Annotated in this window: 10 protein-coding genes; 9 read left to right on the top strand and 1 reads right to left on the bottom strand. The window is 34.8% G+C overall.

Annotated features, from left to right (window positions below; genetic code table 11):
• The first annotated feature begins 19 nt into the window (after positions 1 to 19).
• The 9 genes from AC5XHR_RS02695 (at position 20) to AC5XHR_RS02655 (ending at position 11936) form a co-directional block, all read left to right on the top strand.
• A complete protein-coding gene (locus AC5XHR_RS02695; RefSeq protein WP_495949238.1) occupies positions 20 to 1093 on the top strand; it encodes a glycosyltransferase in 1074 nt (357 codons plus the stop codon).
• 105 nt (positions 1094 to 1198) lie between these two features.
• Positions 1199 to 2602 (top strand): dihydrolipoyl dehydrogenase, encoded by a 1404-nt coding sequence (gene lpdA, locus AC5XHR_RS02690; protein ID WP_495949237.1) that lies wholly within the window; start codon positions 1199 to 1201, stop codon positions 2600 to 2602.
• Positions 2603 to 2824: 222 nt separating this feature from the next.
• On the top strand, positions 2825 to 3724 hold the full coding sequence (locus tag AC5XHR_RS02685) for a proline and serine-rich protein 1 family protein (RefSeq protein WP_495949236.1): 900 nt from the start codon (positions 2825 to 2827) through the stop codon (positions 3722 to 3724).
• Positions 3725 to 3857: 133 nt separating this feature from the next.
• Positions 3858 to 4112 carry a hypothetical protein gene (locus AC5XHR_RS02680; RefSeq protein ID WP_495949235.1) on the top strand — a complete coding sequence of 85 codons (255 nt, stop codon included), beginning with the start codon at positions 3858 to 3860 and terminating at the stop codon, positions 4110 to 4112.
• A 103-nt stretch (positions 4113 to 4215) separates the two neighbouring features.
• Entirely contained in the window at positions 4216 to 6915 is a 2700-nt protein-coding gene (locus AC5XHR_RS02675; protein ID WP_495949234.1) for a TonB-dependent receptor, read from the top strand.
• A 19-nt stretch (positions 6916 to 6934) separates the two neighbouring features.
• Entirely contained in the window at positions 6935 to 8281 is a 1347-nt protein-coding gene (locus AC5XHR_RS02670) for a DUF4876 domain-containing protein (protein WP_495949233.1), read from the top strand.
• The gene (locus AC5XHR_RS02665) at positions 8271 to 9881 is read left to right on the top strand and encodes a DUF6850 family outer membrane beta-barrel protein (RefSeq protein WP_495949232.1); all 1611 of its coding nucleotides are present in this window, start codon (positions 8271 to 8273) and stop codon (positions 9879 to 9881) included. Before AC5XHR_RS02670 ends, AC5XHR_RS02665 begins: the two co-directional genes overlap by 11 nt.
• A complete protein-coding gene (locus AC5XHR_RS02660) occupies positions 9881 to 11035 on the top strand; it encodes a cytochrome-c peroxidase (protein ID WP_495949231.1) in 1155 nt (384 codons plus the stop codon). The genes AC5XHR_RS02665 and AC5XHR_RS02660 overlap by 1 nt, the downstream gene beginning before the upstream one ends.
• A 76-nt stretch (positions 11036 to 11111) precedes the next feature.
• The gene (locus AC5XHR_RS02655) at positions 11112 to 11936 is read left to right on the top strand and encodes a CvfB family protein (protein ID WP_495949230.1); all 825 of its coding nucleotides are present in this window, start codon (positions 11112 to 11114) and stop codon (positions 11934 to 11936) included.
• 50 nt (positions 11937 to 11986) lie between these two features.
• On the opposite strand, the gene AC5XHR_RS02650 is transcribed toward AC5XHR_RS02655, so the two are convergent.
• Complete coding sequence (locus AC5XHR_RS02650; RefSeq protein WP_495949229.1) at positions 11987 to 12202, bottom strand: hypothetical protein; 216 nt, start codon at positions 12200 to 12202, stop codon at positions 11987 to 11989.
• Between the last annotated feature and the right edge of the window lie 149 nt (positions 12203 to 12351).

Here is a 12351-nt window from a genome sequence, read left to right as displayed (position 1 = left end):
CGATAAGCGTAGATTTTTTATGAAAAAACAAAACATCATATTCATTCTTCCCGATTTGGAAACTGGCGGTGCCGAGCGCATTGTGATGACGCTTGCCAACCATCTTCCTCGCGAAAAGTTTGAACCTAAAATCATGCTTTTGCGTAAAGAAGGCGGCTATCTGCGTTATGTGAAAGATGATGTGGAAATTATCGACCTCAATACAGAACGCATTCGACATTCGATTCGTCCAATTTTAAAAGAAATTCGGAAAAGAAAGCCCGACATTGTTTTTTCAGGATTTGGAGAAGTTAATGCATATTTATCCCTGTTTATAAAGCTTTTTCCGAAAACAAAATTTATTGCGAGAGAAACGAATGTTGTTTCGGAACACGTTACCAGAAAGGAAATTCGATTTTTTTATAAATTTTACAACAGTTACAAAAACATCATTTGCCAGAGTGATGATATGGCGCAAGATTTACTCAAAAATTTTGATATTAAATCCAATAAAATCGTCAAAATAAATAATCCCGTCGACTTTGATTTTATTGATGAAAAACTAAAATCTTCTCAACGTCCAGAAAGTTTTAAAACCAATTTTAAAAACGTTGTCGCCATCGGAAACCTTTCTTCGAGAAAGGGTTTTGATAATTTATTAAAAGTATTTTCAAGATTAAAAAACGAAAATATTTTACTGCACATTTTGGGCGATGGACGTGATAAAGAAATGCTCCATGAAATGAAAGAACTTCTTGGATTAAAAAATGTGATTTTTCATGGAAGACAAGAAAATCCGTATCAGTTTTTAAAGTTTGCAGATTTGTTTGTTTTATCGTCTCGCTATGAAGGTTTTCCCAATGTTTTGTTGGAAGCTGGCGCTTGCGGAACTTTTTCTTTAGCTAATAATTGTCCAGGTGGAATTAACGAAATTGTACAAGAAGGAATTAATGGCGAAGTTTCGGATATTGATAACCATGAAGATTTTGCACAAGATATTTTAAAAATTTTAAAACAAGAACATGATGTTAATTCGATTCGAAATTCGATTCTTACAAGATTTTCGAAAGACATCATTATGAAAAAATACGAGCAAGTTTTAGGAAATTTATAACATCTATCGCAGGTTTAACAAAATTTTGCGCAATCTCAGTTGGCGATGCTGTATATTATCTTTAAATTTGTAACGCTTAAAAAGTATTAACATAAAAAATATATAATGTCACAATTTGATGTTACCGTAATCGGTTCTGGTCCTGGTGGATACGTTGCTGCAATTCGTGCAGCGCAATTGGGTTTCAAAACAGCAATTATTGAAAAATACCCAACTATGGGTGGAACGTGTCTTAACGTAGGATGTATTCCTTCGAAAGCACTTTTGGATAGCTCTGAGCATTTCGAAAAAGCAAAACACGATTTTGCAGATTTCGGTATTATCATCAACGAGCCCAAAGCAGATTTAGCAAGAATGATCGCTCGTAAAAACGAAGTGGTTGATATGACGACGAAAGGAATCAGTTTCCTGATGGACAAAAACAAAATTACTGTTTTTGAAGGTGTAGGAAGTTTTGAATCGGCTACAAAAATTAAAGTGACTAAAAACGATGGTTCTTCAGAATCTATCGAGTCAAAATATACGATTATCGCAACGGGTTCTAAGCCTTCTTCGTTGCCATTTATCACATTAGATAAAGAAAGAGTTATCACTTCTACAGAAGCTTTAAACTTAAAAGAAATCCCAAAACACCTTATCGTAATCGGTGGTGGAGTTATCGGTCTTGAGTTGGGTTCTGTTTATTTGAGATTAGGTTCTCAAGTAACTGTGGTTGAATATATGGACAAAATCATTCCAGGAATGGATGGTTCTTTGTCTAAAGAGCTTCAAAAAGTGTTGAAAAAACAAGGGATGAAGTTCGAACTTTCTACAGCAGTTTCTGGTGTTGAAAGAAATGGCGATAACGTAAAAGTGACTGCTAAAAACAAAAAAGGTGAAGAAGTTGCTTTCGAAGGAGATTATTGTTTAGTTTCTGTTGGTAGAAAACCGTACACAGACGGACTTGGTCTTGAAGCTGCAGGTGTTGAGTTGGATGAAAGAGGAAGAGTAAAAGTAAACGACCATCTTCAAACAAATGTTGCAAATATTTATGCAATTGGTGACGTTATCAAAGGGGCAATGTTGGCTCACAAAGCGGAAGAAGAAGGCGTTTTCGTTGCTGAAACTTTGGCTGGTCAAAAACCACACATCAATTATAATTTAATCCCAGGAGTTGTTTACACTTGGCCAGAAGTTGCTGGAGTTGGACAAACAGAAGAGCAATTGAAAGAAGCTGGTGTTGAGTACAAAGTGGGTAATTTCCCAATGAGAGCTTTAGGAAGAAGCCGTGCTTCAGGTGATACAGATGGTTTCGTTAAAATTATTGCTGATGCAAAAACGGACGAAATCCTTGGTTTCCACATGATTGGAGCAAGAGCTGCAGACTTAGTTGCTGAAGGTGTTACTGCAATGGAATTCCGTGCAAGTGCAGAAGATTTAACAAGAATGTCTCACGCGCACCCAACCTACGCAGAAGCTGTAAAAGAAGCTGCTCTGGACGCTACAGGAAAAAGAGCAATCCACATGTAAGATTTTTAAAATCAAAATATATAAGAAAGAGAAGTCAATTTTGGCTTCTCTTTTTTTTGTATCAAACTTCACTTGGATTCATCTTTAAACCTAAAGTTAAATCGATTTTACACGATTTTTGATACATTGCGAAATATTGTACTTTTTAATTGAATTTAATAGAATTCATGAGGTTTTGGCATGTTTGTAGAATGCCATAACATACAAGCAAAAATAAAAGATATGAAAAGAATATTTACACTTTCGGCATTCGCAATTTCGATATTATTTTATGCTCAAGAAGCTATAAAAACTGGTGAACTTCTGAAGAATGAAGCGACCATATCTGAAATGCAAAAAAAACGTTCGGATATTTCATCAGGATCTTCAAGACCTGGGAATACGATTTTAGGAAATTCTGGAAACAACACTTCAAGTAACCGAAATCCTGATCGTGGAAATACGAATAATCAACCTCGGTATCAGTGGAATCAAAACTATGGTTATTCCGAAGTTTTCTTGAGAATTCCAGAACGTGGTTATTTTACAGTGGAAATCGGTGATCAACAAATCACTAATGCATCCGGTAAGTTTCGATTTTTTGATCTAGGATCGGGACGAAACCCAATCTCCATCTATGAAAATGGATTTTTGATCTACAGAACGCAACTTCGAATTGCAAACAATACCCGAATGGTTTTGGATTTCTTTACCAACAAAGGTTTGTATTTGTTAGATTCATATCCAGTTCAAGGTCAAATGTATGGTTTTAACGAGTGGGACGATGTTTGGAATAATCCTTATAATAACAATTCTGGATGGAATAATCAACCAAACTATAATTACGGGAATGTGATGAATAAGGCTTCGTTTCAGCAGTTTTTAAGCATGATGAAACGTAATGCATCATTCGACAATAATAGAAAAGAATTCATTACTCAACAATTGAAAACAACGCAGTTTACAACCGGTCAAATTGTGTTGCTTTTAAAAGAGTTTTCATTTGACAATGAGCGTTTAGAAATGGCTAAAAGACTTTATAGAAGTTGTGTGGATCGGGAGAATTATTACTTAGTAACCGATGCGTTCTCTTTTGAATCTTCTAGACGAGATTTACTTAATTTTATTTCCAATTCACGTTAAATCCATAATTTTAATAGAAAAAGAGGAACTTCGGTTTCCCTTTTTTTGTTAAATGATGTTAAACTTTTTCTTTTTTAAAGTAAACCTTAAAAACGAACGTCTTTACTTATACAAAACAAGTAAAAGAAAGAAAATGAAAAATTCAAATTTAAAAGGAGCTCTAGGAGCATTAGCTGTTGTAGGTGTAGGTTTATTGGCAAAAAAAGCAATCGATAAGAAAAAAGCAGTACGTACAATATTGGGAGATTTCGGGATTCAAGAAAAAACACCATTTGGAGTAGCAGATAAAATTCGTGAAATGAATGATGAACAATATCAAGAATTCAAAACAAGAATGAAAACCGAATTGCAAAGCAAATGCTGCAGCGGTAACGCTTGTAAATGCTAATAAAAAATGCTCTAAGAAATTAGAGCATTTTTTTTTTATTTTTTTGAATTTTTATTTTTATTTAGAATAATTATTAATAAGTTTGTTACTTTAAAAATTCTAAATGAAAATAGCTGTATTTATTACAATACAATTATTAGGAACGTCATTACTATTTGGTCAAAAAATTTCCGGTGTAATTGTAGATGGCTCCAATGATACGCGTCTTTCTAATGTACGTGTAACTAATGAATCTACGGGCGCATGGGCATTAACAAATCAAAATGGAGAGTTCTCTTTAAATTATACTGATGGTGCCAAATTGGTTTTCTATAAATCAGGCTGGATTGTACAATCAAAAGATATACAAGGGACAAATGATCAGGTCTTAGATGTTAAGTTGTTTCCTTCGACAATACATATTCCTGAAGTTTCCTTAGTCGCGAAGAAAAATAAATTTTCAGCAATCGAGATTACGGAAGAAGCTTTGCAAAAAAATCAAGCATTTTCTTTAGGTGATATTTTACAACAATTACCAGGTCAATATGTAGAACCAATGCGTATTTCAGAGATGCGAAATATTGTTTTAAGAACTGCTGATGGAACTGGAATGTTTGGTAATAGTAATGCTTCGGGACAAGATTTTGGAAATAAAGCGTTTGGTACCCAAATCATGATAAATGACGTTGCATTAAGTAACAACGCGAATATGCAAAGTTATAATGCGGCGTATGATAATCCATTTAACCAAGGATTTACGATATCAACAAATAAAGGTCGCGTAACTCCTGCGCAACCCAATTATGGAGTCGATCTTCGACAAATTCCAACAGAAGATATTGAACGAATTGAAGTTATTGCAGGGATTCCAGATGCGAAATACGGTGATCTAACTTCAGGTTTGGTTAAAGTAGAAACCAAAGCGGGACAGAGACCTCTACGAGTGCAGTCATCATTAAATGCGGGAACCTATCAGTTGGGTGCTAGTAAAGGGTTTTTACTCAACAGAAATGGAGATGCCTTGAATGTTTCTGTTAATTATATGAATTCTCGCACGGACCCTCGTTTTTCCGACGTTACTTATAATCGCTTTAGTGCTAATATTCAACATACCACTTCGAATCGATCCAAGACTTTTAGAAATAGACTTGGGCTAAATATAAATGCAGATACAAACAAAGGACAAGCGGGAGAGGACGAGTATCAAGGGATTTATGTGGAAGGAAAAAATAATAGCTATTCCTTATCAAACAATACCAATTTAAAGCTGAAATCAAAATGGATAAAGCAAGTAAATGCAAATTTCGGAATTAGTTATGGAGATCAGCTATCATTGCGAAGGAACTTTATTAATTCGTACGGATTACCGTACGGAACGGCGATGAAAGATGATGTTTATTTCGCTCCTTATATGCCTCCGCAGTATTTTAATCATAATTACGTTCAGGGGAATCCATTCAATATTTTTGGTGATGTAGATGCTGGAACCAATTTTGTGACCAAAAATAGATGGGTTCATAGCCTTTCCCTAGGGTTGAATTATCGCTATGCAAACAATTTTGGGCGTGGAAGATATGGAGACATTAATCAATTTTCGGGCTCTAATACGGTAGGTGCAGCAGAAAACGGAACACGCGAGTATGATTTTGAGAAAGGTGTACGATCTAGTAGTCAGTTTGCGGTTTATTTTCAAGATAATATCTCGAAGAAATTTGCGAATAATCATTTGCTTCAAATCAATTCAGGGATTCGCTTCGATGTACAGAATTCGGCTTCTGTTCTTTCACCGAGAATTAATTCATCGTATCGGATGAAAAATTTCACCATTCGGGGTGGATTAGGATTAGCTAGTAAAGCGCCATCATTGAATCAGTTGTATACTGGGCCGCGTTTCTTGGATGTTCTACTTGGTGATTATCGGTTGCCAGGTGAATATTCAGTTGCAATTATGCAAACCATCATGATTCCTGCTAATAATGTGGATTTGAAACCGTCTAAAAGTTGGCGTTCCGAATTAGGTATTGATTTTAAAGTTCCTTTTGCAAATATTGCTTTAACAGGATATCGAAACAAACTGTTTGATGGTTTTACAACCGTAGGAACGATTCAGGAGTATGACAAAGCGTTGGTTAAAATTCACCAGGTTGGTACCGAAGCTCCGACATTTACCATAGATGGTGTTCAGCGAGTACGACATTTGCAAAATTTTCAAACCAACGGTTTGGAGTCTTTAGATATGGGATTGGAAACTTTTTGGTCTTTCAAACGTATTGAAAGTCTCAATCTGAACATTTCCTTAAAAGGAAGTTATGTACAAACGAAATCAGAAAAGTCCGTAAATACGTTAGTGAAATCAAATGTTGAAGACCTTCTAGTTTCGTACGGAATTTTCGCTCCGCATAAAACAAAAGCCCAAAGAGCTAGTGCTGGGGTAATGCTAGATTATCATATTCCGCAAGCCGGATTGGTTATTTCCGTAAATACCGATCACTTTTTGTATGAGGAAAAAGGATCTACTTCGGCTAAATTACCATTTGCTTATCTCGATCCTAGTTTTACGCAACATGCTGTTACCGAGGAAATGTTATCCAATCCTGCGATTAAATCCATGACAAATTCGGGATCTGGTGTTACTAACTTCTCTTCTCAGGGGCAAACATTTCATAATTTTCATTTACGTATTAGTAAGGAATTCCAAAGCAAGCTTCGGATCTCAGTATATCTTAATAACATGTTCAATTTAAAAGGTTATGATAGTTTAGGATACGAATACGCAAATTTTACACCGATATCTTTTGGTGGGAATATATCATATCAATTTTAATAATTTAAAAATATAGTTTATGAAAAAGTCGTTATTTTTTACTTTACTTTCCCTCATGTTACTTATTGTAGCCTGTAGAGATGATGATTTTGGTGATGGTGCAACCTTGCAACCGGTACCATTTACAGTAATGGTTAAGTTTGATCAGACCGTTGGAGGACTTAATGCAAAAAATACAAATGTGGTGCTGAAAAATGATGCTACAGGTGAAGAAGTTAAAGGGAAAACAGATGAAAATGGAGAACTGAAATTAACGCAAGTTTTTCCAGGAGTTTATTCTATTGTTGCTGACCTTTCTCTTACGAAAGAGCAGTATTTTGATATTTTTGGAATGTCAACAAATAGGGAAGAAATCAATTTCAATGGTTCTCAAGAAAAAGTTAGTATTAATGCTAATATTTCTTCTACAGCAATTACATTATCTAACGGAACGGTTGGTGATTTCGTGATTAAACAGCATTATTATGCAGGTTCAGATACCAAAAATGGAGCTTTATTACGTGATCAATTTACTGAGATTCACAATAACTCAAATACCACTTTGTATGCGGATGGATTATATATCGCCCTAGTTCATGGGAAAAATAATGCGACGGTTACTCAATATACATTGCCCAATGGACAATGGGATTGGAGCCAGTCGGCTGGGAATAGTCTAGGTTCTGCGGCTAATACAGATTATGTTTACGCAACAAACATCATCAAAATTCCAGGCTCAGGAAAAGATTATCCAGTAGCTCCTGGGAAAAGCATCATTATTGCCCAAACAGCAATTAATCATAAAGCACCCTATACCAATATTAATGGGGTTAATGTACCGATTTTAGATCCTAGTCTTACAGTAGATTTAAGTTCAGCTGATTTTGAAGCATATTTAGGTGATTATTTCATTTCAATTGGAGATAAGCCTTTTGCGACAGATATTCAGAATCCTGCAGTAAAAGATGTGGAAATTGTTCATTGGACTAGTGGTAGCAACGATTGGATATTAAATCTAGCTCATAGACCAGCTGTGGTTATTTTCAATGGAGTAACTGATGCTGAAGTTAAAAGTTGGAATAAAATTCCACTTCCTAACGCTCCAACTGGAAATGTTTACACAAGGATTTCGAAAAAAGTAATTATGGATGGTGTGGATATCGGTAGTAAAAATGATGATAATCCTAAAGATTTACCTTCTGATGTTGATGCTGGAAAAGCGAGTATTAAGAATGCAGCCGGTGAAAATTATGCTGATTATACATCGTTTTCTGTCATTAGAAAAACTAAATCTATAATTAACGGAAGAGTAATTTTACAAGATACAAACAACTCCACAAACGATTTTGTTACTATTAAAGCGAATCCTCGAGGGTATGCGAATTAGGGCTTTCATAGAATTTAATACTACTGCAAAGATTAAGGTTTTTCTTAGTCTTTCTGGTTTATTAGGTATCTCACAAATTCAGGCACAACAATCTCAATTGGATACCATAAATATTGATCCTACGGAAAAAGAGCTGCGATTATCACATCCAGAAATTACGTTTAGTAAACCTTTGGACTTCACGGATACTCAAGTAATGTTTGAACACCAAAAATTAAATTTTAGTCGTGCGCAAACGCCATCTAAAACAACAATTTTAGGTTTTGGCTCTCAAGGTATTTTTCAATTTAAACCGAATTTAATTCTTTCCGGAAAGCTAAAAGTGGAATCTGAAAATGAATCAGAAGTTCCTTATATTTTAACGGAGGAACGAACAACGAACCAAAATTTTATTAGTAATCCAGCCTATTTTTATGCGCCTAGAAAGTCTGATTGGTTACGACAAAATTATTATATCAATGGAAATTTAGCATACAATCCCTGGAAAGGACTTTTAATTGGTGCAGAAGTAGAAGGATCCTTTTTAAAAGCTTATTCCAGTAGAGATCCAAGACCAGAAATTGGTAATTATGAGTATCATTTGGATGCAAAACTAGGGTATAAACTGAAAAATCATTCTTTGTTCGTGAAAGCGGGTTATTTTAATCGTCAAAAACGATCTAAAATATCGTATTCAAACACGAATCTAAATGCGCCTAATCATTTCGATACGTATATAAGGTTCAACAGAGGTTACGGAAATTACTATTATAATGATACATTTGGTGATGTTGAATATCAATATGATGGGGTGTCTTTTGGTGCAGAATACCTATATGAAACACAAAAAAATGTACTATTAGTAGGATATAAAAATGAGTTTTATATTGATAGATTAACGCGATTTTATACGTACCAAATTCGAGACGAAAATAATGTACTACGAACATTCCGAGATATCCAAAAAATAGCAGGATTGCGAACGGATAAGCATCAAATCTATGCACGGTATTTAGGAAATATCGGAAATTGGAAGTGGAGTTCAAAAATGGATTTTGTTGATCAAGAAGACCTTAATTATGACTATCAAGGGTTGTATACATCGTATAAGGCTTTGAATCAAAATTTGTCATGGCAGAACTATTTTTCAAGATGGAATTCTAAAAATGAATTGTTGAGATTAGGTGGTCATTTAACTGTCGGAAATCAAAACGTAAAGGATCTTTCGGTAGTTATGAACAAAAAGTTACAGTTTTTAGACTATCAAATTAGTGGAGAAAAAGAATTCCGACTAAAACAAAACCAAAAAATAGCATTGGAAGTTCGACATGGCTTATATTTGCCTTTAGATTCTAAAATGATTTACGAGCCTTACCAAAGCAGTCAGGAGAATATTTTTGTTAAAAATATCGTGATACCAGACTACTTTTATGATTCTTCCACAAGACTTAATCTTGGGATACAATTAAAGTACTTTATTGATTTGAAAAGAGTACGCTATGAAGTTTATGCTAAGGGACAACAATGGTATTTTGTAAACAATAGAAACGGGCAAGAAAAGGGGAATATCAATACGGATGCAAGCCAATATGTTTCCTTGGGATTTAATTTTTATTATTAATGAAGAAATTACTTGTTTTGGCGGCAGCCATGAGTATAATTTATGCTTTTTCTACTGAAGAAAAGGTACATAACGGCTATACGCCAGACGAGCTAAGAGCACTTTATGGTAGTGGAAATCCTTCTATCTGGCCAAAGCCGCAATTGTTTGATGAAGCTAAAGAGGGGTTTCAGGATATAGGACCATTAGGCGAGATGGCATTTCCTGCAGATAATCCCTATTCAAAAGATAAAGAAGAGTTAGGTAAAGCCTTATTTTTTGATCCTAGGCTTTCCAAATCAGGGCAAATTTCATGCGCCAATTGCCATAACCCAGAAATTGGTTGGGCAGATGGACAACGGGTTTCTTTTGGTCATGACCGTTTACCCGGTAATCGTAATGCACCTACACTTATCAATATAGGTTATGCAAAGACTTTTTTCTGGGATGGTCGGGCAAGTACGCTTGAGGAGCAAGTTACGCATCCTATAGAAAATCCTGTTGAAATGAATTTCCACTCGGATTTAGCGGTTAAACGAATCGCAAAAATAAAAGGATATAGACCGTTATTTGATAAAGCTTTTGGTGATGACAAAGTGAGTAAAGATCGTATCAACAAAGCGATTGCGACTTTTGAAAGAACCATTGTAAGCCATACGTCGAGGTTTGATAAATTTGTGAAGGGAAAAAAAGATGAGTTTACAGATTCGGAAATTAATGGTTTGCATTTGTTCCGTACAAAAGCTAATTGCATCAACTGTCACAACTCATCGTATTTCTCCGATCAGAAATTTCATAACGTTGGATTAACGTATTTTGGAAGAACATTACAAGATCTAGGTTTGTATGAGATAACGAAAAAAAATGAAGATGTTGGGAAGTTTAAAACACCAACACTTCGTGAAATTACAAGCACTGCACCTTATATGCATAATGGATTATTTCCACACCTTCGAGGAGTCCTTAATCTTTACAACTCGGGAATGCCAACGGAAAAAAGAAACCCTGAAAGTGAACTTTTTCCTAAAAAATCGGAAATGTTAGTAAAGTTAAATTTAACGGATACTGAAATTAATGATTTGGAAAATTTTCTAAAAACATTGCATAGTTTAAATTACAGAATGCGACCTCCCGAATTACCCAAAAATAAAATAGAAAAGAAAGAGACTGAATAGGTCTCTTTTTTTATGAAGCTACGAAACGCTTTTTCTAAAACGTTTTTTCAGTACCTTTGCCGCAGATTATCATTTTATGGAATTAGGAAAAATGCAACAGCTGCGCATTGTCGAAAAAAATAATGCGGGTTTTCAATTAGCCGATGAAGAAGGAAATCAGGTCTTTATTGCCCAAATTTTCGCTGAAAATTCATGGGAAGTAGACGACCTTGTGGAGGTTTTTATCTATCAAGATGATAATCAACTTAAAGCAACGACCGAAAAACCTTACGCTCAAGTTGGCGAATATGGGGTGATGTCTTGCGTTGAGGTTTTGCCTCCGGGAGCGTTTATGGATTGGGGAATTATCAAAGATTTGTTCGTTCCTTACAAAGAGCAAAAAGGAAAAATGATTCCTGGAAAACGCTACTTATTGTACGTTTATGAAGATGAAAAAACAGGTTTAATTACCGGTACAGCCAAGTTCAAACGTAATCCGTCGTATTCTGAATTGCCTTACAAAGAAGGCGACCAAGTAAAATTGATTTTAATGAACGAATCCGAATTAGGATGGAATGTCGTTATTGATCAAAAATATTTAGGATTGGTTTATGCATCGGATGTTTTCAAAAAACTGTATCCACTTTCTGATGAAACAGGCTATATTAAAGCGATTCGTGAAGACGGTAAAATTGATATCACGCTTCAACCTCAAGGTTTTGAAAATATTGATGCTTTCAAACAAAAAGTTCTTGATGCTTTAGATGAAAGCTACGGAATTCTACATCTTTCGGATAAATCAGAGTCAGAGCAAATTAAAGATTTCTTGCAAATGAGTAAAAAGAACTTTAAAAAAGCTATTGGTTCTCTTTATAAAGACAAAAAAATCGAAATTTTAGAAGATAAAATTAGGTTGTTGTAATTACTTTTCAACAGCGGCATCTTGCACCAAATCTTCTGGAATATAAAGTCCTAGATTGTATTTTGGTATAAAAACTCTGAATCTTCGTCCGTTCTGTTGTTATTGATAAAATAATCGGGTTCGTATTTAGCTTTCAAAACTTCATAACACGAATCTTGAATGGTCTGGTGAGCTTTCACATAATAATCACCAAAAGTCGTATTACGTTCGTCCAGTTGATCCAAAAATTGGTTCATCACTTTCAATGTATCTTGGTGCAATTTCATCTTTCCCAAAACATCATTTCGAAATTCATCATTAGGTTTCGGTTTTCCTTGACAAGAAAATAAGAATAACCCGATAAGAGCAGTAGGAAAGATGGTGTTACATGTGAATTTTAATCTGTTTTTTTTGAAAAGTACATTTTTTTGAGTTT

The organism is Kaistella sp. CFF1-2 (assembly GCF_059509915.1).
This window is presented reverse-complemented; position numbering and strand designations above follow the sequence as displayed.

Bases quoted from the DNA above. Each gene is read 5' to 3' on its own strand.
- AC5XHR_RS02695 (WP_495949238.1), top strand. From the start codon at position 20: ATGAAAAAACAAAACATCATATTCATTCTTCCCGATTTGGAAACTGGC.
- lpdA (WP_495949237.1), top strand. From the start codon at position 1,199: ATGTCACAATTTGATGTTACCGTAATCGGTTCTGGTCCTGGTGGATAC.
- AC5XHR_RS02685 (WP_495949236.1), top strand. From the start codon at position 2,825: ATGAAAAGAATATTTACACTTTCGGCATTCGCAATTTCGATATTATTT.
- AC5XHR_RS02680 (WP_495949235.1), top strand. From the start codon at position 3,858: ATGAAAAATTCAAATTTAAAAGGAGCTCTAGGAGCATTAGCTGTTGTA.
- AC5XHR_RS02675 (WP_495949234.1), top strand. From the start codon at position 4,216: ATGAAAATAGCTGTATTTATTACAATACAATTATTAGGAACGTCATTA.
- AC5XHR_RS02670 (WP_495949233.1), top strand. From the start codon at position 6,935: ATGAAAAAGTCGTTATTTTTTACTTTACTTTCCCTCATGTTACTTATT.
- AC5XHR_RS02665 (WP_495949232.1), top strand. From the start codon at position 8,271: ATGCGAATTAGGGCTTTCATAGAATTTAATACTACTGCAAAGATTAAG.
- AC5XHR_RS02660 (WP_495949231.1), top strand. From the start codon at position 9,881: ATGAAGAAATTACTTGTTTTGGCGGCAGCCATGAGTATAATTTATGCT.
- AC5XHR_RS02655 (WP_495949230.1), top strand. From the start codon at position 11,112: ATGGAATTAGGAAAAATGCAACAGCTGCGCATTGTCGAAAAAAATAAT.
- AC5XHR_RS02650 (WP_495949229.1), bottom strand. From the start codon at position 12,202: ATGAAATTGCACCAAGATACATTGAAAGTGATGAACCAATTTTTGGAT.